The following is a 24,604-nucleotide window of genomic DNA, read 5'->3' on the forward strand; positions in this document are numbered from 1 at the left end:
GACACACTAGTGCCGTCCTAAATCTCTCTTTCTCTACAACTTTGACTGCGTGGCTCAATAAATACAAAGCGCGGGGAATCAAAGGGCTTGAGAACCGTCGCGGAGCAAAAATGTCCATGAAAAAGTCGCCAAAGCAACCACAGAAATCTGATGATGAAATGACCCTGGAAGAACTGCGCGAGGAACTGGCGTACTTGCGAGCGGAGAATGCGGCTTTAAAAAAGTTGGAGGAGCTGAAACAGCAAAGGCTTCAACGAACAAAGAAAAAGCGTTAGCAGTTTTAGCTCTTAAAAAATCTTACCCACTAAAACACTTACTGAGAGCTCTTGAGCTACCAAGGAGCGTTTTCTACTATCAGTGCAAGGTGGCGAAGCGTAAGCCTGCTTATGAAGATGAGCTTGAAAGAATACATTCAATTTATCATGAACATAAGGGGCGATACGGCTATCGCAGGATACACTTAGAACTACGCAGAGAGGGGATTAAGCTCAACCATAAAACGGTACAGCGCTTAATGATTCAACTCGGTTTGAAGTCAACAGTAAGACCCAAGAAGTACCGGGCTTACAAAGGTGAAGTGGGGAAAATAGCGCCAAATATCTTGAAAAGAGATTTTAAGACAACGCAACCAGACGAGAAATGGGTAACTGATGTAACCGAGTTTAAAGTAAAGGAGCAAAAGGTCTTTTTATCTCCGATCCTCGACTTGTTTACCCAAGAAGTTGTCGCGTTCAATATCTCGAAGACATCACGTTTGCCGCTTGTTACAGAGATGCTGAAGGATGCTATATCAACGCTAGATAATAGCTCAAAACCGATAGTACACAGTGATCAGGGGTGGCAATATCAACACAGGGCTTACCAGAAACATCTGTCCGATAACGGACTGACGCAGAGTATGTCGAGAAAAGGTAACTGTCTGGATAACGCAGTGGCAGAAAACTTCTTTGGGATCTTAAAAACAGAGATGTACCATGGATACCAGTTCGACGATGCAGATGACTTGATCTCCAGTCTTAAAGACTATATCGAGTACTACAATACAAAGCGGATCAAGGTAAAGCTAAATGGCCTGACTCCGCGAGAGTATCGAAATCAGGCGCTGCTGGTAGCTTAACGAAACTGTCCAACTTTAAGGGGTCACTTCAGGGACCGTGGGAACAAGTTTTTCCTGCATCTTCGTGTCATTTTTCTCCCCGCGCGCTGAGTACCGCGGACCACGAATCCCAGTTATCTCGTTCCCACGCTCCGCGTGGTAATGCATATCTGACTTGCAATCAAGCTCCGCACTTCCGGTTTAACGCCGGTATGTATTCCCACGGAGGACCGTGGGAACAAGTTTTTCCCTGCATCTTCGTGTCATTCTTCTCCCCGCGCGCCGAGTACCGCGGACCACGGACCCCAGCTATCTCGTTCCTACGCTCCGCGTGGTAATGCATATCTGACTTGCAATCAGGCTCCGCACTTCCGGTTTAACGCCGGTATGTATTCCCACGGAGGACCGTGGGAACAAGTTTTTTCCTGCATCTTCGTGTCATTCTTCTCTCCGAGAACCGAGAATCACGCCCCCCATCTTTACCCACGCACCCAGGACCAAGCACCCCGAACCGCCCATATTTGCCCCCCCTCGCAAACCTGATACCTCCCCGCAGCAGCCACCTGATTCGGCTCGCAAAATAACGAATTGTTTCAAAAGTGTGAATAAATCCAGGGTTATGCTCTGGTATGAAATCAGGGATTGCTATACCCTAAAGTCGGATTTCACAGAAAGTGGATGCATATCCAGGAAATATAATTAAAGGGAACTTAGATGAAGAAGATGAAGTTGCTTCCTCTTGCAGCGTTGATCGCTGCGTCTTTTGCACAGGCACAGGATGTAAAAGTATTTAAATATTCAGAAGGTGGTGCGCCGACCACTTTTGATACCGTTCACTCTGCTACCAAATACAGTAATACCATTGTTACCGCGGTGTATGACACCCTATATGAGTACAAGTACCTTAAGCAGCCGTTTGAGCTTAAGCCTGGCGTGGCGACAGGTATGCCGGAGGTGTCGGAAGACGGTCTGGTTTACACCATTAAGCTTACACCAGGCGTGTACTTTATCGACGATCCTGCGTTTACCGGTGGCAAAGGCCGTGAGCTGGTAGCCAGTGACTTTGTATATTCGATTAAGCGTCACTTTGATCCTAAGAACCGCTCCCAGGGCGCATGGCTGTGGGCTGGTAAATTTGCCGGAATGGCAGAGTGGAAAGAAGCGGGTTCTGATTACAATAAACAGGTCGAAGGCGTAAAAGCGCTGGACAAGTACACCGTTCAGATCACCCTGACCAAACCATTCCCTCAGCTGACTTACACCCTGGCAATGGGCTTCTCTGCAATTGTACCGCGTGAGGCGGTAGAGAAGTATGGCCGCGAGTTTGCAACCCATCCTGTGGGCAGTGGTCCGTTTAAGCTGATTTCGCACAACAACACCAAAACGGTTCTTGAACGTAACCCGAACTACCGTGATGAAATCTTTGACCCGATGAAAGAAGGTTATGATCCGCTGGTTCATGGCTTTACCGGCATTGCGGATCTGGCAGGCAAGAAACTGCCTATCGTAGACCGCGTGGAAGCGAACTGGATTAAGCAGGTATCTGCCCGCTGGAACTCGTTCACCAAAGGCAGCGAGATTGTGAACACCTCGCTGCAAAATGAGCAGCTGGAGACGGTGCTGGAATCCCGTGACCCGGTGAAACTGCGTCCTGAGTACGCAGATAAGTACAAGTTCCGTGTATCAACAGAGCCTGGCTACGTGTACAACGTGTTTAACTTTGATGATGACTATTTCGGTCACGCCAAAGACCCTAAAACGAACGAGCAAAACAAAGCGCTGCGCTGTGCGATCATCAAATCTTTCAGCTGACCTGAGCGTATCTCGCGTTTTTACCTGGGACTGGGTAAAGCGTATCCGGGTCATATCATTCCGGGCACAGACGGATACGATCCAAACCTTGATCCATCATTCATCGCCCAGGACATTGCCGGTGCGAAGCAGCTGCTGAAAGAGAATGGCTGGACGGCGAAAAACCTGCCTGTACTGCACTATCCATCTACTTCCAGCGTTCGCTCCAAGCAGTTCTTCGAGCAGTTCCGCGGCAACCTGGTGAAAATTGGCTATCCGAAGAACAAGATCAAGTTCAAAGCTTACGCGACCTTCGGTGACTTCAACCGTGACGTGAAGAACAGCAAAACTCAGCTGGTGCCAATGGGCTGGGGTCTGGATTACCCGGATGCAGAGAATACCCTGCAGCTGTTTTACGGTCCGAACCGTTCACCTGGTTCAAACAGCTCTAACTACAACAACCCGGAGTTTAACTCGCTGTTTGAAAAAGCGTCTGTCATGCAGCCGAGTGCGGAACGTACCGCTATCTACAAACAGCTGAATCAGATCCTGATTGATGACTGTGTAGGTATCGCCGGTTTCTCCCGTACTGGTGTCCAGATGTGGCACAAGAATGCGGTGATGTGGCCTCAGCGAGACATCCTGGGTAACTACTTCAAATACGTTGACATTCAATAAGGTCCGCGTATGGAAACCTTGAAGTATTGCGTGCGCAAGCTGGTTTACAGCTTGCCACTTTTGCTGGGCGTAACTCTGATAAGCTTTGTGCTGATGGTCTACTTCGGACCGGATAAAACCTACGATCTGCTTGGCCGTAACCCTACGGTGGAAGAGATCGCTGAAGTGCGTCATCAGCTGGGTTATGACCAGCCGTTCCTCACCCGCTACCTGGAGTATATTCGCCAGGTAGTGACTTTTGATTTTGGTTACTCCGACTCCAGTGGCGAGCGCGTTACAGAGATCCTTGGGCGTACCATTCCCATCTCGCTGATGCTGGTTCTCCCGGGCTTTGTTCTGGGGCACGTGATCAGTATCTGCCTGGGCCTGTTTGCTGCGCACCATCGTGGCAGCTGGGTAGATAAGCTGGTGATGTCCTCTTCTGTTGTCGGGATGAGTATTTCCTACCTCATTGTGATCATCGCCCTTCAGCTGATTTTCTGTTCCAGTTACGGGCTGAACCTGTTCCCGGTATATGGCTGGGAGGTAAACAGTTTCAGTGATTACCTCTACTACGTGACGGTGCCGACCATGTGTTCGGTGTTTGTTTCTGTGGGGTACAGCACCCGTTTCTACCGGGCGATCATCGTTGAAGAAACCACCCGGGACCATATCCGGACTGCAAAAGCATTTGGTCATACACCTGGGGTGATTTTGATCAAGCACGTTCTGAAGAACGCACTGATTCCAATTATCACCCGGGTTGTGTTTTCCATTCCGTTTGTGGTGGTGGGCGGCTCGCTGCTGCTGGAGAGCTATTTCGGTATTCCGGGTATCGGGCTTATCACTTATGACGCGATCACCACCGGTGATTTACCGGTACTGAAAGCCGTAATCGTGTTGATCACCATGCTGTTTATTGTGGTAGTGAGTGTGGTGGACGTGCTCTACAAGATGGTAGACCCGCGGATTTCGCTTAAATAGGGACAGTTTTATGACGGATGTATTAACGATGCCGGAAACGAAAACCGTGCAGAAGCGGGAGTCTCTGTGGAGTAAGGCGATAGTCAAGTTCCGCAAAGACCGGATTGGGATGATCAGCCTGAGCGTGGTTCTGCTGTACTTTCTGGTGGCCGTGCTGGTGTGGGCTGGTGTGATTGCCCAGCAATGGGATGAACTGCTGGCGATGGGGCAGGCCGGACCGAGCGCCGAGTACTGGTTTGGTACCACCATTAATGGTCAGGATATTTTCCAGCGGGCGATTTACAGCACGAAAACTGCTTTTGAAGTAGGCCTGAGTGTTGCGATATTTGCTACGACTATCGGGGCGATCGCCGGATGTTTTATGGGCTATTATTCCGGCACCTGGCTGGATGAGCTGGTGCTGTGGGTGATGAACAGTCTTGACTGTGTGCCTTACTTTCTGTTGGTTGCAGCAATTGCTGTTGCGCTGGAAGGGAACCCATATTCGATGCATATCGCGATGACGTCAGCGTTCTGGACAGGTACGGCCCGGGTAGTACGCGGCGAAGTGATCAAGCTGAAGAATATGGAGTTTGCTGAAGCAGCACACTCACTGGGTGTTCCGACCTACCGCATTATCTTCAAGCACCTGATGCCAAACACCACTCACATTCTGCTGGTGGAAATGACTCTGCTGTTTATCACCGCAATTAAGAGTGAGGTGATCCTGAGCTTCCTGGGCCTGGGTATCAAAGACAGCATCAGTTGGGGCCTGATGATCGCAGAGGCGAGCGGGGAAGTGACCGCCGGTCATTTCTGTAATTTCTTTGCTGCATCCGGTCTGTTGTTTGTACTGGTACTGGCGTTTAATTTGTTCTCTGATTCGCTGCAAGATGCGCTCGATCCAAGGAAGGTGTAGTTATGAGCACAGCATTGCTGGAAGTGAAAGATCTGACGGTGGAGTTCACCACTGATAAAGGTACGGTGAAAGCCATTGATCAGGTCAGTTTTGAAGTCATGCCCGGTGAAACCGTGGCGCTGGTGGGGGAGTCTGGCTGTGGTAAATCGGTCAGCTCTCTGTCGGTGATGGGGTTGATTCCCAGCCCGCCTGGAAATATCACCGGGGGCAGTATCCGCTTTCGCGGTCAGGAGCTGGTTGGGCTGAGTGAGAAAGAGTATCGAAAACTGCGTGGAAATGAGATTTCGATGATCTTTCAGGAGCCGATGACAGCGCTTAACCCGGTTTTGAAAATCAGTACCCAGATGGTTGATGTGATCCGCAATCACACCAGTCTTTCCAAAGCTGAAGCTAAGCAGCGTGCGGTAGGAATGCTGCGCACAGTTGGCATTCCTGCACCGGAAAAGCGCATTGATGAGTACCCTCATCAGCTTTCCGGTGGTATGCGTCAGCGGGTGATGATCGCGATGGCTCTGTCATGTAATCCGTCTTTGTTGCTTGCCGACGAGCCTACCACGGCGCTGGATGTGACCATTCAGGCTCAGGTGATGAAAGAGATGGTGCGGCTGCAAAAAGAGTTTCAGATGGCGGTGGTATTGGTTACTCACGATCTGGGCGTTGTGGCTGAATCCTGTGAGCGGGTGGTGGTGATGTATTGTGGCCAGGTTGTGGAGCAGGGAAGAGTGGAAGATATTTTCGCTAATCCCAAACACCCGTATACCAAAGGGCTGCTTGAATCAATCCCTGTGGTCCGGGACAAGAAAGTACCCCGTCTGCCAACCATTCAGGGTATGGTGCCGGATCTGTTTCATCTGCCGAAAGGTTGCCGTTTCGTGGACCGCTGTGAACGTTCGCTGGCTGAGTGTCATCAGGCGGCACCTTCTTTGTGTGGCAATCCGGTTCATACGGTCGCCTGTTATAACGCCCTGGAGGAGACATCATGAGTGATGACGTATTGCTTGAAGTTAAAGGGCTGAAGAAACACTTTCTGGTCGGTAAGAGCTTTTTCAAAAGCAACCGGGCGGTGTGTAAGGCGGTCGATGATGTGAGCTTTACCATCAAAAAGGGCAGGACGCTCGGGCTGGTAGGTGAGTCCGGCTGTGGTAAGTCTACCCTGGGCCGCTGTGTGCTGCGTCTTCTTGAGCCGACCGATGGAGAAGTGCTGCTTGACGGGCAGAATGTGCTGGAGCTGGATGGTAAAGAGCTGAAATCGTTGCGTAAGGATATTCAGATCATCTTTCAGGATCCGTTTGCTTCACTCAGTCCGCGTATGACCATTCACGATATTCTGCGTGAGCCGCTGGATATTCATAAAATTGGTACAGTGGAAGAGCGTGAAGCCAAAATCGCAGAAGTGATGGAGATTGTGGGGCTGCGTCCTCAGGCGCTGAACCGTTATCCGCACGAGTTCTCAGGTGGTCAGCGTCAGCGTATTGGTATCGCCCGCGCTCTGGTGCTGGAACCGAGGTTTATCGTGGCGGATGAGCCGGTTTCTGCGCTGGATGTGTCGGTACAGGCACAGGTGCTCAACCTGATCGCGGACTTGCAGGAGAAGAAGGGCATTTCGTTTCTGTTCATCGCCCATGACCTTGCGGTAGTCCAGCATATCTGTGATGAAGTCGGGGTGATGTATCTTGGCCGTTTGGTAGAGAAAGCACCGGCGGAAGAGCTGTATCGCGAGCCTAAGCACCCTTACACGCAGGCGCTGCTTTCGGCGATCCCGGTACCGGACCCGACCCGTCATTCGGAAGCGATTCCGCTGGAAGGGGATGTACCCTCACCACTGGCACCGCCTTCAGGGTGTACGTTCCGGACCCGTTGTCAGCACGCGACGAGGCGCTGCGCCAAAGAGGTGCCCAAAGCCCACTATTCCGGTGAGCATCAGGTAGCCTGTCACTTGTATGATGTGGACTAGCTGTCCATCACAGACAGTTTGGCGCGTATAAACTCCTGGTGGTCGACGTATAACAACTCGGCCACTTTTCTTATTACGGCTTCTTCCATCGGGTCCAGCATGCCATCGGCGAAAGCGACTTCCCACATAGCTTTGATCACTTCAAACCGTTCACTCTGCTCAAGGTGGCGCAGCTGAGAGGTAAAGTCATACAGTGATGCTGAATCCTGAACTTTTTCTTTAGCTTTGCTCAGCAGGTGCTCTGCGCGGCTTTCGTCAACTTCCAGTACTTTTGTCAGCATGGAGATTTTTGCCTGTTGCTCCTGTGGGGTAATGTCGTGGTCTGCGCCAGCGACTTCGCAGAACAGGGATGCAATCGCCAGTTCCTGGTCAGGTTTTTGGGCAGCGCTGAGGTCCTGGCCTTCAACCAGCTGTTTAAAGAGTTTTGATAAGGTTCCAAGCATATCTTTTATCCTGCTTCTTCAATAGTTATTAAGTAGGGCTGTTTGGTCGAAAAAACAAGCTTATTGACAAAACCCTGACTTGCCGTAGAGTCGATTAGTGTGAAATCTATCGAAGTATCATAACGATAGCGATACGATGAGGGCGGTATTAATACCACCTTACATGAATTTGTTGGTATAAAGGTATGTGCATGGACGCAACGGTGTTAATGGCGATGGGGCTGATATTTCTCGGCTCTTTTGTTCAGTCTGCGATTGGCTTTGGCCTGGCAATTGTGGCGGCACCGTTGCTGTTTATGCTAAATCCCCTTTATGTCCCCGCGCCGATTTGTCTGGTGGCGCTGTTTATCTCTCTTCTCAATGCCTGGAAACACAAATCCAGTGTCAGCCTTGGCGGGCTGAAAATGGCGGTGATTGGCCGTATTCCTGGCTCGGTTATGGGCGGTTTGCTGCTGTTCTATGTCTCGCTGGACAGTATGTCTTTGTGGCTGGGGCTGTTTGTGTTGTTTGCAGTGGCGGTGAGTCTGCTGCCGTTCCGTATTGAGCCAACGCCAACCAGGATGTGCGTGGCGGGCTTTTTCTCTGGTTTCATGGGCACCAGTTCGAGTATCGGCGGGCCACCGATGGCATTGCTGCTTCAGCATCAGGAAGCCAACTCGCTGCGCGGTAATTTGTCGGCTTTCTTTGTGGTGAGCTCGGTTTTATCGCTGCTGGTACAGATCCCGGTGGGCTTTTTTAACTGGCAGCACGTGGTCGCGACCGTGCCGCTGATCCCGGCGGCCTGGCTTGGCTATTGGCTCGCCGGAAAGTGTATCCATAAGTTTTCTAAGCAGTGGATCCGTTACTGTGCGCTGGTACTGTGTCTGGCAAGTGGCCTGGGCGCAGTATGGCAGGCTCTGGGGTAGGGTCAGTCGTTTTCGCTCTGTTCCAGGATTTCAATCACCTCTGAAGATGACTGTTCGTGAGCAATCAGCAGAAGAGCGAGCAGAGCTTCGGTTTTGGTAGAAATGTCGGTGTTCTCTGCCAGCATCTGACGGATGCGTGCGCGCATCAGGGCGATTTCATGCTCTACGAAACCACGTGCCTCGGTATCACCGCCGACATCGGATGGCTGATTGTCAAACGAGAGGTGCAGGAAGTCTTCGTCGTGCCGGACAGCCAGCAAACGTTCAGGTAACCATTCTTCGCCTGTCACGATTTCAAGATCGTCCGGCAATTGATTAAGTATTTGTAATAAATCCGATACTTTCACAGTGTTTTTTTATATCATGCGTCGCTAACAAGTATAGTAGCGGCAAAGGGGCGTGGATCTTAATAGATATACTCTGTTTTTACCACAAAACCTGATAATTACGTCAATAAATAGCGATTTGCTACATATTTTCTCTGATTAACAATATTTTAGTAATAGATTCTCATGCTTTCTAAACATCGAATCACTGGTTTGGTTGCGCTTGGCCTGGCTGCAACCTCTGCTTCGGCATTTGCCGCCGAAGAACAAGAGTGGGGCGTGGCGATGATGTATCGCTCATCGACCCTGGTACACGACTTTTCTGCTGCAGGTATTGAAGACAAAATCGTTGATACCTACGTGCCAGGTTTTTGGTACAAAGGTGAAACCTTCTTTATGGATGGCCTTGAGGGAGGCGCACATCTGTATAAGCAGGACGATTATCAGATCAACCTTTTGACCCGCCTCCGCTTTGTGGATTTTCCTGCCAGTAAGCAGAACGAGTACGGCGGCGATACCTTTGATTTTGGTTTCCAGTATCGCGCATTTACCGGTGAGGACTGGTACACCGATGTTGAGGTAATGAGCGACAGCCATGCCCGCATGCACGGTAACCTGCGTTTTACTGCTGAATACGCAACTGAAAGCTGGGACTTTAAACCTAGTGTCCAGCTTCGCTACAAGAGCAGCGACTTTAACTCTTACTACCTTGCGGGTAATAACCTGGAAGGCACGCCATACTACAATCGTCAGATCGGCAGCGGCACTGAAGTGAAAGCTGGTTTTGATGCGCGTTACCACGTAACTGGCAACCTGTACCTGCTGGGCTCGGCGTACATGACCCGTATTGATGACGCAGCGTACAACACTTCGGTGATCGACAGTCGCTGGAATCAGGAATACTTTTTAGGCTTTGGTTTGTTTGATAACAAGTCGACGCCGAAGAAGAAAGAGATTGGTGCCAAGCCTTATCTGCGAGTTGCGCAGGGCTTTGCGACTCCGTCTGATATGGGCGACATCTTCAAGTTCAAAGGTGTGCCGGACGAAAACAACAACAAGATGACCTCGTTCTTCTACGGCCATCCGCTGACTGATGAACTGTTTGGCCTGCCGCTGGACGTGTACCTGACCCCGGGTGTAGCCTGGCACTGGTCAAGTGATACTCAGCGTTCAAGCCCTGAATATGTGGTGGCGGTGAAAGCTTACTACACCTTCGACTGGCCAGTTCGCTGGAAGTTTGGTGCCGGTGAGGGTGTGTCTTATGTACAGCACATCACCAAAATCGAGAGCAGTGAACTGGAAGGTAAGTATGAGAACATGAGCCCGCTGATGAACTACCTGGATATTTCATTCGACTTCAATGTGGGTGATATCTTCAGCAAGCCAGAATGGGACAACATGTGGATCGGTTACGGCCTGCACCACCGCTCGTCAATCTTTGAGAAAGCCTCACAGTTTGGCCGTATCAAGGGTGGCAGTAACTACAATACGATTTATCTGCAGTACGACTTCTGAGTTTGATTGTAATTGGAATGAAACGCTGACCGGTTGGTTGGCGTTTTTTTTGAGCGGACGTTGGAACAAGAATGTTCGGGTATCGCTTAAAGTATATTGATTGGCTTCGCTTCGCCATTACGACACGCTGTGAGTAGATCCTGAATCGAGTTCAGGATGACCCGGTGTTAATGGTTAGTTCGGGGAAAACGGAAAATGATTTGTCTGTAGAAGGTTAACTTACTAAAAATAATATAATTTTATTTCCGGTCATCCTGAACGCGCTCCCGTTAACTGTTACCACGCTCATGTGGTTAAGCGCGATTCAGGATCTGCTTTCAACCGGGAAATGCCATATTTCGCGGCAGCGACTCACAGCTGTTACAGCAAGCACGTTATCAGGCTATTCTGATGCGGTCTCGATAGCTGGAAGCAGATCCTGACTCAGTTCATTGTTGAGGAAGTTCCCGAATTAAAGCGCCAGCGCCTCAATCTTCTCTTTCGCTTCAGCCAGCCCTTTTGCAGCCATTTCTTCACCCATGTTTAGCGCTTCAGCATACACAAATTCAACATCAGTAATGCCAACAAAGCCCAGTACGGTTTGCAGATACGGTGTGATCATATCGGTTGGTGCATTTTTGTGAATGCCGCCACGGGTAGTGATCACTACAGCTTTCTTGTTTTCCAGCAGACCTTTAGGGCCTTGCTCGGTATAGGTAAAGGTCACACCTGCGCGGGCAATCATATCAACCCAGTTTTTCAGCTGAGTCGGTACGGTAAAGTTGTACATTGGCGCGGCGATAAGCAGTGAATCAGCGGCTTTGATTTCTTCAATCAGTGTGTCAGAAAGCGCCAGGATCTTTTTTTGCTCATCGCTCAGTTCATCACCACCACGCAGCGCGGTTGCGACATTCATATCTAATACCGGCAGAGCGTCCTGCGCCAGGTCGCGAACTACAATCTCGTTTCCCTGCAGTTGCTCGGTAAATTGTTCGATTAATTGGTTGGACTGAGAGTAGCCACCAAGGATGCTTGATTTCAATACAAGGATACGGGACATAGTAAATTCCTTCTGCTTTGGAGGATGATTCGGTTGATGAGAAGATAGTAATACCCGGTCGCAAGTGAAAACAGAGCTGTTTTGCGAACAGTTTGTTCGAAAAATTTGAATAAGGATAAAGTTAGTTATCTGGCAGGTTATAATGGGGCAGTCAGGAGTGGTTAAACAAACTCTCCGTGCCCTAGGCGGGCCCCCAGGAAGGCACGGTGAAGCCCCAGGAATGGGTCTATGCGCGTTTGTTTAGCCACTCCTGACTGAAGCACCGGACTAAAGAGAGTCCATTCTCCCTACTAATGCCAGAGCTATGGTACAATCCCGCCAATTTTTAAGAAGTAAATGAATAGGTAACGCTTTGACATCGTCACAGCCAAAAACTCAGGCCAACAGCGCTGCATCTCTGCGTAAAGCGCTCGAAGGCTGCATGCTGAAAGACCGTTTCCGGCTCAGCAAGCGTATCAGCGGCGCAAGTAAAATTAAGAAAGAAGCCGCCCGCAACGCCGTATTTGATGAAATCGCCCTGGATATTGCCCGCTCTATGTCAGATGCGGAGCAGCGTGGCGCGTTTAATCCGCATATCGAGTATCCGGAACTGCTTCCGGTCAGCCAGAAAAAACAGGATATCGCAGAAGCGATTGAAGCTAATCAGGTGGTGATTATCGCCGGTGAAACCGGTTCGGGTAAAACCACTCAGCTGCCGAAGATCTGTGCTGAACTCGGTCGTGGTAAGTTTGGTCTGATTGGCCATACTCAGCCGCGTCGTCTGGCGGCACGCTCGGTTGCAAACCGAATCGCAGAAGAGATGCAGACCTCACTGGGTGAGTTCGTCGGCTACAAAGTTCGTTTTAACGACCAGATCTCCGACAATACCCAGATCAAACTGATGACCGACGGTATCCTGCTGGCAGAAATCCAGCACGACCGTTTCCTGAACCAGTACGACACCATCATCATCGATGAGGCGCACGAACGCAGCCTGAACATCGACTTTATTCTGGGCTACCTTAAGCAGCTTCTGCCGCGTCGCCCGGACCTGAAGGTGATCATCACTTCGGCAACCATTGACCCTGAGCGTTTTTCAAAACACTTCAGCGATGCGCCTATTATTGAAGTTTCCGGCCGTACTTACCCGGTAGAGACCCGTTACCGCCCACTGAGCGGCGATGATGATTCTGACCGCGACCAGCTTGAAGGCATCTTCGAAGCCGTAGACGAGCTGTGTGATGAGGGCCTTGGTGACATCCTGATCTTCATGAACGGTGAGCGGGAGATCCGCGATACCGCGGATGCGCTTAACAAACGTAATTTGCGCGATACCGAAATTGTGCCGCTGTATGCGCGACTGTCTGCCGGAGAGCAGAACAAGATCTTCCAGCCCCACGCAGGCCGCCGCATCGTACTGGCGACCAACGTTGCTGAAACCTCGCTGACCGTTCCTGGCATCAAGTACGTGATTGACCCGGGCACGGCGCGTATCAGCCGTTACAGTTACCGGACCAAAGTACAGCGCCTGCCAATCGAGGCGGTTTCCCAGGCCAGTGCCAACCAGCGAAAAGGTCGTTGTGGTCGTGTGGAAGCGGGTATCTGTATTCGTCTCTACTCAGAAGAAGACTTTAACCTGCGCCCTGAGTTTACCGACCCGGAAATTCTGCGTACCAACCTGGCGTCGGTAATCCTGCAGATGACCGCCCTGGGGCTGGGCGATATTGAAGCTTTCCCGTTTGTGGAAGCACCGGACAAGCGTAATATCCAGGACGGTGTCCGCCTGCTTGAAGAGCTGGGTGCGATTAATGATAAAGCCAGCGATCCGCGTAAGCGCCTGACTTCTGTCGGCCGTCAGCTGGCACGTCTTCCTATCGATCCGCGACTGGCACGTATGGTTCTGGAAGCACCGAAGAACGGCTGTCTGAAAGAGCTGATGATTATCGCCTCTGCCCTGTCGATTCAGGACCCGCGTGAGCGCCCGAGCGACAAACAGCAGTCGTCAGATGATAAGCACCGCCGCTTCTTCCATGAAGAGTCGGATTTCCTGACCTTTGTGAACCTGTGGGACTACCTGAAAAAGCAGCAGAAAGAGCTTTCCAGCAACCAGTTCCGTAAGCAGTGTAAGCAGGATTTCCTTAACTATCTCCGCGTTCGTGAGTGGCAGGATGTTTACTTCCAGCTGCATCAGGCGATGCGTGAGATGGACTTTAAACTCAACGATGAGCCGGCGAGCTATCAGGGTGTGCACAGCTCGATCCTGGTTGGCCTGCTTTCTCATATTGGTGTGAAAGATCAGGAGAAGAACGAGTACCAGGGCGCGCGTAATGCCCGTTTCCATATCTTCCCTGCATCGGGCCTGTTTAAGAAGCAGCCTAAATGGATTATGTCTGCCGAGCTGGTGGAAACATCGAAGCTCTGGGGCCGTATTATCGCGAAAATTCAGCCGGAGTGGATTGAGCCACTGGCCAAACACCTGATCAAGCGCAGCTACAGTGAACCTCACTGGTCGAAAAAGCGCGCAGCGGTCATGGCGTATGAGAAAGTGATGCTCTATGGAGTGCCAATCGTACCTAAGCGTCTGGTGAACTACGGCAATATCGATTCTGTAGTGAGCCGTGAGATCTTCATCCGCAGCGCACTGGTAGAGGGTGAGTGGGAAACCAAACACGCTTTCTTTAAACAGAACCGCCGCCTGCTGGCAGAAGTGGAAGAGCTGGAGCATAAGTCCCGCCGCCGCGACATTCTGGTTGATGATGATGAGCTGTTTGATTTTTATGATCAGCGCGTTGGCACTGAGGTGGTATCAGGCCGTCACTTTGACACCTGGTGGAAACAGGCGTCTAAGCAGAACAAAGAGCTGCTGAACTTTGAAAAAGAGATGCTGTTCAAAGGCGACGCCAGCCATGTTACCGACCTGGATTATCCGAACTTCTGGCACCAAAATGGCCTGAAGCTCAAGCTGAGCTACCAGTTTGAGCCGGGCGATGATAACGATGGTGTAACCGTGCATATCCCGCTGCCGATCCTGAATCAGATAGAACCGGCAGGTTTTGACTGGCAGATCCCGGGCCTGCGCCATGAACTGGTGGTGAGCCTGATTAAGTCTCTGCCAAAAACATTGCGTAAGAACTTTGTTCCTGCGCCGAACTACGCTGATGCATTTCTGGCGCGTGTTACGCCGATGGAGGTGCCGCTTCTGGACGCGCTGGAAAAAGAGCTTCGCCGTATGACGGGTGTAGAAGTACTTCGGGAAGACTGGAATATGGACCAGGTACCGGATCACCTGAAAGTGACTTACCGCGCTGTGGACCACCGCAATCGCAAGCTGAAAGAGAGCGCCGATCTGCACGAGCTCAAAGATAGCCTGAAAGAGAAAGTTCAGCAGACACTGTCAAAAGTAGCCGATGATGATATCGAGCAGCAGGGCCTGCACACCTGGAGCTTTGGCGAACTGCCGAAGGTCTACCAGCAGAAGCGTGGTGGCTATGACGTGAAAGCCTTCCCGGCTATCGTTGACAGCAAAGACAGCGTTGAGATCAGGCTGTTTGAAACCGAGCAGGAGCAGAAGCAGGCGATGGCTGCTGGTCAGCGCCGTCTGGTACTGCTTAACGTGCCGTCACCGATTAAGTATCTGCACGCGAATCTGCCGAACAAGTCGAAGCTGGGTCTGTACTTTAATCCGTACGGTAAGGTGCTGGACCTTATTGATGACTGTATCGCCTGTGGCGTCGACAAACTTATTGAAGAGCGGGGCGGTATCGTCTGGCAGCCGGAAGAGTTTGAAGCACTGAAAGAGCACGTCCGCGCTGAACTGGGTGATACAGTTGTTGAGGTCGCAAGGCAGGTAGAGACAATACTGACTACGGCGTTCAGCATTAACAAGAAGCTGAAAGGCAAGGTCGACCTGTCGATGGCTTTTGCTCTGTCTGACATTAAAGCGCAGATCGAAGGGCTTATCTTCCGCGGTTTTGCGACGGAATGCGGCTGGAAAAAGCTGCCGGACATTCTTCGCTATATGAAGGCGATTGAGCGCCGTATGGAGAAGCTGCCGATTGATCCGAACAAAGACCGCCTGCATATGCTGAAAATCGAATCGGTTACCAAGGATTACAAAGAGCTTCTGAACAAGATCCCGAAAGGTGTCGCAGTACCACCTGAGGTGAAAGAGATTCGGTGGATGCTTGAAGAGCTGCGGGTCAGCTACTTTGCTCAGCAACTGGGTACACCTTATCCTGTATCTGATAAACGGGTGAAAAACGCGATCGCTGATTGTTAATTGATGCTAATTTGAGCAGTCTGGAACATTTATTGCTAATCTTTTAATCAAATGAACGTGGTGGCATAGACAGTGTCAGTATTTTGCCACCATGTATTAATGATGCAGAGGGTATAGCGATGAAGAAAACAGTATTGGCAGTGGCATTGGTTATGATCTCAGGGACTGCGTATGCAGATGCGTTCATTTACGGTGGGGCAAACTTTGGCCGCTCGACGATTGGAGATACTACCTCGTCGGTTTATGGTGTTCATGTTGGTACCGGTATTATGCCGTTTATTGGTCTGGAGGGCGGATATCAGACTCTGGGGGACTCCGAGGCTGGTGCAATTACAGCAGATTTGTCGACCATTTATATCGCTGCTAAACCAAGTGTGGATGTAGGACCAGTTCAGGTATATGCCAAAGCTGGTGTCCATGCTTGGAACTTTGATGTCAATATTGATGGCTTTGATAAAACCGGTACTGATTTGATGTATGGCCTGGGAGCTGAGTATTTTCTGATAGACAACTTCGCAGTAGGTGCTTCCTGGACCCAATACAATCTGGGTGGCGATATTGATAGTAACGCCAGTGTTCTTGCTCTGACCGCTACCTTCCATTTCCTGTAAAGGTCACTTCCTTTCATTCAGAGATAACCGGCTGTTTTTGGCCGGTTTCTTTTTGCCTAAAAGCACTTTGATTTTGTTAAACAACGTAATTATCTGGTTGCGGAGACCTGCTGTGGGTGGTTAGAATCGGTTAACTTTGCGCTCAGGGAGAAAAGCGCTAAAGCTCAGGCTTGGCCTGCCGACACATACGGGTACAGGATGACCTGGCAGTAATCGATTTTGGTAGTAGGAAAATCATGAAAAAAATCCTTTTGGCAATGGCGCTGGCTGGCGTTACTTCAACCGCTATGGCGGATTCGTGGCTGTATGCAGGTGCAAACCTGGGTCAGTCTGACTTTGACGGTAAAAACGCAACTGCATACGGTTTCCACATTGGTACCGGTATTCTGCCTATCATTGGTCTGGAAGCGGGTTACAACAACCACGGTAAGATTAATGAAGTGGATTACAGCTCTACTTATTTTGCAGTAAAACCAAGCATTGACCTGGGCCCACTGCACGTTTACGCAAAAGCGGGTGTGCATAAGTATAATGGTACTCAGTCTGGTGAAGCAGATCTGGATGGCACCAAGGCAATGTACGGCGCTGGTGTAGAGTACTTCATGTTTGACAACCTGTCTCTGGGTGGCTCTTACCAGGCATTCAAGGTAGAAGGCGGTGACATTGGTTCATTTAACCTGACCGCGACTTTCCACTTCCTGTAAGCCGAAAGTCTTCAGCATTCAAAACGTCAGCCCAGGCTGGCGTTTTTTTTGACGTAAAACTTACACCAGATGCCATTACCCGAAAGTATGTTTGATATAATGCCATTTCAATCTGAATTCAGTCTTTATAAGCGGTATTATGAAAAAAACTCTTTTGGCAGTAGCCCTGATGACAGCTGCATCAGCAGCTTCAGCAAATGTTTACCTTGGAATTAATGCAGGACAGGCAAAGTTCAGAGGCGAGAAAGACTTCGGTGCAGGTATTGCGCTGGGTGCGGATGTGCTGCCATTTCTTGGTGTTGAGATTGGTTTTCAGGGACACGTTAAGAATGAATACAAAGAGCCTCTTCCCATAGATGTAAATCTCTATGAGCAAACAGAGAAACTGGATTCCGGTTACATTGCTCTGAAGCCGCAGATCCGTCTTGGTGACTTCAATCTGTTTGGTAAAATCGGCCGTCATGCCTGGCGTGCAGAAACTGAAACTAAGTACTTCAGCACTGATGAATGGGTTGAAAGTGAATCAACCAGTGGCAATGGCATGATGTACGTTCTCGGAGCCGATTACTTTTTTACTGAAGGTTTCTCTGCAGGTGTAATGGCTCAGAAGTACAAGACTAAAAATGGTGATGTTGACCATATTGGCCTGAATATGACGATTTACTTCATGTAATTAAAGAGTGTTCATACAGCGCCGGATTTATCCGGCGTTATTAATACCTGCAAAACAAACAGGCCAGGTGTTCCTGCCTGGCCTTATATTGCTATTACTTCAGGTAGCGATTTTCCAGGTGCTGTCTGAAGTACTCCGGGTTCAGAGTCTCGCCTGTCGCCTGAGTGATCAGCTCATTCGTCGGCAGGATTGAAGCCTTGCTCCAGATCTTCTCACTGAGCCAGCTAAACACGGGCGTCAGGTCACGGCTGGCGATAATGCTGTCTACATTCAGGTCACGTTGCATGGCGGCCATCTGCTGCGCAGCATACATTGCGCCCAGGGTGTAACTCGGGAAATAACCGAATGCACCGTCGGTCCAGTGAATATCCTGCATACAGCCGTTTTTGTAATCGCCACGGGTATCCAGGCCCAGGTAATCTTTCATCTTCTGCGCCCACAGTTCCGGTACGTCAGTATGTTCGATCTTACCGTTGATCAGATCACGCTCGATTTCGTAACGCAGGATCACGTGGGCAGGGTAGGTGAGCTCGTCGGCGTCTACGCGGATAAAGCCTTTTTCCACTTTGGTGTAAATCTTGTGGAAGTTATCAAACGAGAAAGCATCATCCTGCTCCCGGCCAAACTGCTTCGCCGCCTTTTCGGCCAGGATGCGGATAAACGGGTCGCTGCGGCCCAGCTGCATTTCAAAAAACAGTGACTGGGATTCGTGCACGCCCATAGAGCGGCCTTCGCCAACCGGAAGACCGGCCAGAGCGGTCGGCAGACCCTGCTCATAACGGGCGTGACCGGTTTCGTGGACGGTACCCATAAGAGATTGAACAAAGTCGTTTTCGCAGTAGCGGGTCGTCAGGCGAACATCGCTAGGCACACCACCACAGAATGGGTGGACACTTACATCCAGGCGGCCATGATTGAAGTCGAACTGAAGCAGTTCCATTACTTCCAGCCCCAGTTTGCGCTGCGCCTCGGTAGGGAAAGTGCCGGCAGGCTGGATGATAGTCTCCTTTGACTGCTTCTCGATGACCTGATCGATTAGGCCAGGCAGCCAGGTTTTTACGTCACCAAACAGGTTCTGAAGAAACTCGCTGTTGGTACCAGGCTCGTACAGATCAAGCATTGCGTCGTAGCGGGACAGGCCGGTTGCTTCGGCGCGGATTTGCGCCTCTTCACGTGAAAGCTTCACCACTTCGCGCCAGTTCTCTTCAAAGCCCTGCCAGTCGTTCTCACCCCGCTGACTGCGCCATGCGTGTTCACAGTTGGAGCCTGCCAGCGATTTCGCCTGAACCAGTTCTTCCGGAAGAACGTTGCTGTTCATCCAGCTGCGTTTCATTTCGCGCAGGCTTGCTTTTTCAGTATCGGTCAGGGATTCCTGCTCTGCTTTATCGAACCACTCACCCAGTTCAGGTGCGGTAGAGAGTTTGTGGATATGAACGGAGAGTTCAGCCATCGCTTCAGAGCGGGCCTGGTTACCGCCTGCAGGCATCATGGCAGCCTGATCCCAGCCACAGATGGCACCCAGGTGGCTGAAACGGGAGATTTTTTGGTACTGGTTAACCAGCTTTTTATAACAGCTCATGGTGTTCCTTATCTCAGAGCGTAATGAATCCCGCTACTATATCAAACAGATAAAACAGTGGTCACCGATCTTTTTCAGAGATATGTAATGCTTTACCTCACAGATCACAGCTGATATAACGGTTTTTTGCCCAATTTGTGACCGTGATGACCATTCTAAATCCTGAAGCCTTCTTAATTGCTATCACAGTACTGACCCTGACTCCGGGGTTAGACACTGCTGTTGTGATCCGTAACACCAGCCGAAGTGGCGGTATGCAGGGGGGTGTGACCAGTTTAGGGATCTGCCTTGGCCTGTTTGTCCATGCTTCTTTTTCTGCTGTTGGTATCTCCGCAGTACTGTTGCACTCAGCTGAACTGTTTACCCTGATGAAATGGGTTGGGGCAGGGTATCTGATTTGGCTTGGTATCGGCTCTATTCGCGCCATGCTTAAAGGTGAGGCGGGAATTGAAATTGTTGATGGTGGCGCCAAACAGGCGCACTGGCGTCAGTCGCTCAAAGAAGGCTTTTTGTCGAATGTACTGAATCCCAAAACAGCGGTGTTTTATCTGGCATTCCTGCCGCAGTTTATTCATCCGGACTATTCGCCTGTCGCCCAGTCGTTGGCGATGGCGCTTGCCCATTTCGTTATTGCTATGTTTTGGCAGTGCAGTCTTGCGGCTATGGTCACAAAAGCTCAGCGTTATCTCAGTAACGCTCAGACTATGAAGTGGCTTGAGGGGGCAACCGGTGCAGTGTTGATGGGACTGGGAGTAAAGCTGCTTACAGAGTCCCGCTAAGAAACAAAAAAAAGCCGCGAACAATGTCGCGGCTTTTCTTATTAGCTCAAATATCAGGCTTCAACGGCTTTCTGAACTCCTTCGCAGGAGTCGATATCAAAAAAACGCTTGGTTTCCTCAATCACGACACTGCGCAGTGCAATCAGACCAATCAGGTTCGGAATTGCCATCAGACCGTTTACGATGTCAGCAATCAGCCAGATCATATCCAGTTTCAGGAACGCTCCCGATGCGATCAGCGCAACAAAGATAATTTTGTATGGCAGAACGGCTTTGGTACCCATCAGGTAAACCACGCAGCGCTCACCGTAGTAGTTCCAGCCCAGGATAGTCGTAAACGCGAAGAACATCAGACCAACTGAAACCATCATAGGACCGACAGACTGAGAGTTAAGACCAACCGCGAACGCGTAAGTGGTCATTTCAGCACCGGCCAGATCACCCTGCCATGCACCGGTCAGGATCAGAGTCAGGCCCGTCATAGTACAGATGATGATGGTATCGAAGAAGGTACCTGTCATTGAGATCAGGCCCTGTTTAACGCAGGAGTCAGTCTTGGCTGCTGCAGCGGCCATCGGCGCACTACCCAGACCAGACTCGTTCGAGAATACACCTCGTGCGATACCAGACTGAATCGCCAGCATAATGCTTGCGCCCACAAAACCACCGGTTGCCGCAGTATTGGTAAATGCGCTGGTCAGAACCAGGCTTACCGCGTCCAGTAGTTTGTCTGCGTTCATTACCAGTACGCTCACACATGCCAGGATGTAGAACAGCGCCATGGTAGGAACCACTTTACCGGCTACTTTAGCGATAGACTTGATACCACCCAGGGTTACAACAGCGACCAGAGAGGTCAGTACCACTGCCGCAATTTCACGCGATACACCAAATGACAGATAGCTGGCATCCAGAATAGCGTTTACCTGCGGGAAAGTACCGATACCGAAGCAGGCTACACCCAGAGCGAAGACAGCAAACATCACTGCCAGAAATTTAGAACCAACGCCATGCTCAAGGTAGAACATAGGGCCACCCAGCATCTGACCTTTGTCATCCACTTTGCGGTATTTCACCGCCAGCAGACACTCTGCGTATTTGGTTGCCATACCAAACAGCGCCGCCAGCCACATCCAGAACAGTGCACCCGGACCACCCAGTTTGATAGCGGTAGCAACACCAACGATGTTACCGGTACCGATAGTGGCGGAAAGCGCAGTACACAGCGCGGCAAATGCAGAAACATCGCCTTCGCTCTGATTGTTCTTATCTTTACCAAAGACCAGTTTCAGCGCAGTAGGCAGGTGACGGAACTGAAGAATGTTCAGACGAAAAGTAAAGTAGACACCGGTACCAACAAGCAGGATCAGAAGTGGTGGACCCCAGACCAGGTTGTCGACGGTTTGTAGCAGTGAGTATAGGTTTTCCATGATTTCCCCTTAAAAAAACAACATAAGGAGAAGAGAGAAAGGGCGGATCAGAGATCCAAAAATGGGCTCAAGAAAATGAGTTGTTATTGTTGCCTTTCACTCCTCTGTCCTTTTGCCTGAGAGTTTCACCCGCTGCTGTGCAGCGAACTTGCTCCTTCGGCGACCGATTTAACGGTTCTCTCCAGAGGTTCCTCCAATGACAGTCCACTTTGCCTGAAATAATTAAATCTTCGGCGGATATACTCGAGGGTATATCTCTCTCCTGTACATCTTCATCGGAACAAATGCCCAAGAATTGGGCTTCTGTTAATCAATAACACTAAGCTATTGATGGGTGAACTCTATCACGATTTTTGAAGAAATCAACTTGATTTTAATCAAATGTATGGAAGGAAAATCGGAAGGAGAGGGGGGCTTCAGCACATATAAAGCTATATTTTTTCAATGTTGGCGATGAAATGAGCAATAACACGGAAAAGTGGCATGATTACCAGAGCAGGTTCAACGAGAAATCAACCAGTTCTCCCCCTCCCCGAGGGGGAGTCAGAGGAGGTGTGATTGGAGCGCACAATAGTCAAATTAATCTAAATAACAAAGAAATACGGCTGGTAATTATGCCGGAGCTGGGAGCCTAAACTGGTTCTGTCTGTTTTGGTGAAACTGCTCTTTGCCAGGGATACCAATTCGCCGATTTCAACTTACTGAATAGTTTTCAGTCCATTCGGGTAATAAAGGTTTGTTCGTCATCCACAAAAGCCACAAAGCCGCCGTGATAGATAAACACCCGACCACGCCCCTCAACCAGGCAGGCGAGCTGTGGGTTCAAATCTTCTTCGTTATCCTGGCTTTGAAAAGTGCCGGTATCGGTAATTACGCCGCTGAGTGCAGGCAAATACCCATAAGTGCGCCTGGCTTGATCAATCAGGCTCAACTCGCTGGCGGTAGAGAAGCAAGAGGGGATCGCACCGGCATCTTCGATAAATATAGGTTTCAGTTCTTCAAAAGCTGTAATCACCAGCCAGTCGATGCCGTTAACATGATGGATAAACATAGAGATCCTCGGTAATTCTGATGGGGGAGATCTTATCACTATCAGGGGAGAACATAGTAGAGAATTAGTTGCTAAAGGCGATAAATCTGTGCCATTTCCGGACATTTACCAGGCTAACTTGAAATACGTTTTTGTCCGGCGGCGTATCAGTTCATCCTGACTGCCACCGGAGAGGCCGTGAAAGAAAACGCCCAAAATTGCGTAAAAATAATATTTGTATCAGGAAATGCCGGAATGAGTGTTCAAGTGAGTTGCTTAGACATGTTATAGCCAGTAATGGCGAATCCTGATTCCTGGTATAACTTAAGTGCTCTCTTATTGTGATAGGCAACCCTTAGTTTGACTTCATTGATGTCAACCAACAGAAGTTGTTCATCTAACAGGGCTATTGCTTCCTTACCCAAACCCTGGCCGCGATATTTATCTGATATATAAAAATCATAGATAAATGTTGAATGATTTTGATGACTAATGGAGTGCCATAAATAGCCCACAACTTGTGGTATGCCATCAATTAACGCTTCGATGCAGAGTAACGAGTGGCCTTTGCTTTCTACTCCGTCAGGAAAACTGTTGCGTAAATCATTCTTCGCCAACTCAATCGCCTTTTCCATCGAGTATCCATAGTTTTGTACAATTTCCTGGCTGTAATCGGCGATGAAATACTCACAGTATGCAGGGTACTCTTCTTCCGTCATTTGGCGAAGAATCGTCATGAGCCTTCTCTCTGTTGTTATGTTCAAGATATGTTGAATATAGTATTCTATATCAATGAGTTAGGATCGTAAATGTTCATTTTCATGTATATGGTTTTTAGACAGGGAACAATGTATCTCGGATTAATTGTTCCCATTTTCCTTCACAGTATAATGAACCTGAAGTTGTTAGCATTTGAATATCTGTTCTCTGAAATCTTGTGCTGAACGACTTCTGTCTTGTAAGCCGACTTTTCAGCGAGGAAAGCCAGTCAGGTTTGACGTAATGCTCAAGTATTGGACTTGATAATAGTCGCAACATGATTAATGGACTCCTTAGCTGCATAGCTTATGCCTGAGAGCTGAAAAAAGCCGTGAGTTACGCCTAAATACCTTCTGCACTGAGTTTCAACTCCTGCATCCAGTAACTTGTGATATAGAAGTTCACCTTCATCAACTAAAGGGTCAAATTCCGCAGTAAGGATATGAGTTTCTGGAAGGCCCGAAAAATCAGCGTAATACAGAGGGCTTGCCTCAGGATGCTCTCGCGATACTTCGCTGAAGTACATTTCATACCCAGTTACCAGGGTATCTTTGGTAATGATGTAGTGCTTACCATTATCCTCATAGCTTTGACTCGAAGCGGTCGCATCTAACATAGGATAAATAAGAATCTGCTTTGTTGGTTGCCAATCAGAATTTTCTTTCAATCGTAAAGATGTTATGAGACATAAGTGACCTCCTGCGCTATCTCCGACAAGACTTATATTATTTGGGTCACCGCCCCACTCAGCACAGTAGTCACGTATAATTAAAGTTGAGTTATATGCATCATCGTGTGCCGCTGGATAAGTATACTCAGGAGCTAATCGGTACTTCACTGCTATGACAATTGCACCAGCAACATTAGCCAATTTTCTGAGCTGTTGATCATGGGTATCGAACCCACCACTAACAAAACAACCACCATGAAAATATATTGCCACAGGTAGTTTTTTTTCAGCAGACGGTTTATAGATGCGAAGCGCTGCACCATCAATCTCTATCTCTCTCACCTGATACACAGACTCGCTTTCCCCGGCAAGAGAGACACTGTCCAAATAACCTTGTCGCCGCTCAGCAATAGACTGATTTCTGACAGAAGGGCATCCAGCCTTGATAAAACCTTCGACAAGCTCTTTTATACCCTTCTCCAAACTAAGATTTACCACTAAAG

At 49.5% G+C, this 24,604-nt stretch carries 19 protein-coding genes, 3 pseudogenes and 2 riboswitches; of the genes and pseudogenes, 14 read left to right on the plus strand and 8 right to left on the minus strand.

Translation table 11 applies throughout. From position 1 onward, the window contains the following. The 7 genes and pseudogenes from ACVB80_RS23415 to ACVB80_RS23445 all read left to right on the plus strand — a co-directional run. A pseudogene (locus tag ACVB80_RS23415) lies at positions 1-275 on the plus strand (helix-turn-helix domain-containing protein); the annotation flags it as partial. A 26-nt stretch (positions 276-301) separates the two neighbouring features. Beyond that, a pseudogene (locus ACVB80_RS23420) lies at positions 302-1,117 on the plus strand (IS3 family transposase); the annotation flags it as partial. 702 nt (positions 1,118-1,819) lie between these two features. Then, positions 1,820-3,565 (plus strand): annotated as a pseudogene (locus tag ACVB80_RS23425) (ABC transporter substrate-binding protein). Positions 3,566-3,574: 9 nt separating this feature from the next. Further along, on the plus strand, positions 3,575-4,528 hold the full coding sequence (locus tag ACVB80_RS23430) for an ABC transporter permease (protein ID WP_481083701.1): 954 nt from the start codon (positions 3,575-3,577) through the stop codon (positions 4,526-4,528). 10 nt (positions 4,529-4,538) lie between these two features. After that, positions 4,539-5,426, plus strand: a complete 888-nt coding sequence (locus tag ACVB80_RS23435) for an ABC transporter permease (protein ID WP_481083702.1) — start codon at positions 4,539-4,541, stop codon at positions 5,424-5,426. Positions 5,427-5,428: 2 nt separating this feature from the next. Continuing rightward, complete coding sequence (locus tag ACVB80_RS23440) at positions 5,429-6,409, plus strand: ABC transporter ATP-binding protein (protein ID WP_481083703.1); 981 nt, start codon at positions 5,429-5,431, stop codon at positions 6,407-6,409. After that, entirely contained in the window at positions 6,406-7,380 is a 975-nt protein-coding gene (locus ACVB80_RS23445) for an ABC transporter ATP-binding protein (protein WP_481083704.1), read from the plus strand. The genes ACVB80_RS23440 and ACVB80_RS23445 overlap by 4 nt, the downstream gene beginning before the upstream one ends. On the opposite strand, the gene ACVB80_RS23450 is transcribed toward ACVB80_RS23445, so the two are convergent. Further along, positions 7,377-7,823: a tellurite resistance TerB family protein gene (locus ACVB80_RS23450; RefSeq protein WP_481083705.1), complete on the minus strand. Its 447-nt coding sequence runs from the start codon at positions 7,821-7,823 to the stop codon at positions 7,377-7,379. The two genes, ACVB80_RS23445 and ACVB80_RS23450, sit on opposite strands and share 4 nt — an antisense overlap. 185 nt (positions 7,824-8,008) lie before the next feature. Between ACVB80_RS23450 and ACVB80_RS23455 the strand changes: the two genes are divergently transcribed. Continuing rightward, positions 8,009-8,728, plus strand: coding sequence for a sulfite exporter TauE/SafE family protein (locus ACVB80_RS23455; protein ID WP_481083706.1), 720 nt, complete (start codon positions 8,009-8,011; stop codon positions 8,726-8,728). Between the two features lie 2 nt (positions 8,729-8,730). Here ACVB80_RS23455 and ACVB80_RS23460 read toward each other — a convergent pair whose 3' ends face one another. After that, positions 8,731-9,075 carry a VC1380 family protein gene (locus ACVB80_RS23460; RefSeq protein WP_481083707.1) on the minus strand — a complete coding sequence of 115 codons (345 nt, stop codon included), beginning with the start codon at positions 9,073-9,075 and terminating at the stop codon, positions 8,731-8,733. A 165-nt stretch (positions 9,076-9,240) separates the two neighbouring features. Between ACVB80_RS23460 and ACVB80_RS23465 the strand changes: the two genes are divergently transcribed. Next, positions 9,241-10,569: a MipA/OmpV family protein gene (locus ACVB80_RS23465; protein WP_481083708.1), complete on the plus strand. Its 1,329-nt coding sequence runs from the start codon at positions 9,241-9,243 to the stop codon at positions 10,567-10,569. Positions 10,570-11,020: 451 nt separating this feature from the next. Here the strand turns inward: ACVB80_RS23465 and ACVB80_RS23470 are convergent, their stop codons facing one another. After that, entirely contained in the window at positions 11,021-11,608 is a 588-nt protein-coding gene (locus ACVB80_RS23470) for an FMN-dependent NADH-azoreductase (protein WP_481083709.1), read from the minus strand. Between the two features lie 352 nt (positions 11,609-11,960). Here ACVB80_RS23470 and hrpA point away from each other — a divergent pair, with 352 nt between their 5' ends. The 4 genes from hrpA (at position 11,961) to ACVB80_RS23490 (ending at position 17,854) form a co-directional block, all read left to right on the plus strand. Continuing rightward, entirely contained in the window at positions 11,961-15,866 is a 3,906-nt protein-coding gene (gene hrpA, locus ACVB80_RS23475; RefSeq protein ID WP_481083710.1) for an ATP-dependent RNA helicase HrpA, read from the plus strand. 119 nt (positions 15,867-15,985) lie between these two features. Further along, the gene (locus tag ACVB80_RS23480; protein ID WP_481083711.1) at positions 15,986-16,477 is read left to right on the plus strand and encodes a porin family protein; all 492 of its coding nucleotides are present in this window, start codon (positions 15,986-15,988) and stop codon (positions 16,475-16,477) included. A gap of 236 nt (positions 16,478-16,713) precedes the next feature. After that, positions 16,714-17,181 carry an outer membrane beta-barrel protein gene (locus ACVB80_RS23485; protein WP_481083712.1) on the plus strand — a complete coding sequence of 156 codons (468 nt, stop codon included), beginning with the start codon at positions 16,714-16,716 and terminating at the stop codon, positions 17,179-17,181. Positions 17,182-17,320: 139 nt separating this feature from the next. After that, positions 17,321-17,854, plus strand: coding sequence for a porin family protein (locus ACVB80_RS23490; RefSeq protein ID WP_481083713.1), 534 nt, complete (start codon positions 17,321-17,323; stop codon positions 17,852-17,854). A 94-nt stretch (positions 17,855-17,948) separates the two neighbouring features. Here ACVB80_RS23490 and ACVB80_RS23495 read toward each other — a convergent pair whose 3' ends face one another. After that, positions 17,949-19,433 carry a carboxypeptidase M32 gene (locus ACVB80_RS23495; protein ID WP_481083714.1) on the minus strand — a complete coding sequence of 495 codons (1,485 nt, stop codon included), beginning with the start codon at positions 19,431-19,433 and terminating at the stop codon, positions 17,949-17,951. A gap of 146 nt (positions 19,434-19,579) precedes the next feature. Between ACVB80_RS23495 and ACVB80_RS23500 the strand changes: the two genes are divergently transcribed. After that, entirely contained in the window at positions 19,580-20,212 is a 633-nt protein-coding gene (locus tag ACVB80_RS23500; RefSeq protein ID WP_481083715.1) for a LysE family translocator, read from the plus strand. Positions 20,213-20,265: 53 nt separating this feature from the next. On the opposite strand, the gene ACVB80_RS23505 is transcribed toward ACVB80_RS23500, so the two are convergent. The 4 genes from ACVB80_RS23505 to ACVB80_RS23520 form a co-directional block, all read right to left on the minus strand. Continuing rightward, a complete protein-coding gene (locus ACVB80_RS23505) occupies positions 20,266-21,642 on the minus strand; it encodes an alanine/glycine:cation symporter family protein (protein ID WP_481083716.1) in 1,377 nt (458 codons plus the stop codon). A 101-nt stretch (positions 21,643-21,743) separates the two neighbouring features. Beyond that, positions 21,744-21,830, minus strand: a riboswitch (glycine riboswitch). Between the two features lie 2 nt (positions 21,831-21,832). Next, positions 21,833-21,917, minus strand: a riboswitch (glycine riboswitch). A gap of 437 nt (positions 21,918-22,354) precedes the next feature. Further along, complete coding sequence (locus ACVB80_RS23510) at positions 22,355-22,693, minus strand: cytosolic protein (protein ID WP_481083717.1); 339 nt, start codon at positions 22,691-22,693, stop codon at positions 22,355-22,357. Between the two features lie 242 nt (positions 22,694-22,935). Next, positions 22,936-23,409, minus strand: coding sequence for a GNAT family N-acetyltransferase (locus ACVB80_RS23515; protein WP_481083718.1), 474 nt, complete (start codon positions 23,407-23,409; stop codon positions 22,936-22,938). A gap of 269 nt (positions 23,410-23,678) precedes the next feature. After that, the gene (locus ACVB80_RS23520; RefSeq protein WP_481083719.1) at positions 23,679-24,599 is read right to left on the minus strand and encodes an alpha/beta hydrolase; all 921 of its coding nucleotides are present in this window, start codon (positions 24,597-24,599) and stop codon (positions 23,679-23,681) included. Positions 24,600-24,604: the final 5 nt, after the last annotated feature.

It is taken from the genome of Vibrio sp. 9-16B-A1 (assembly GCF_056726165.1).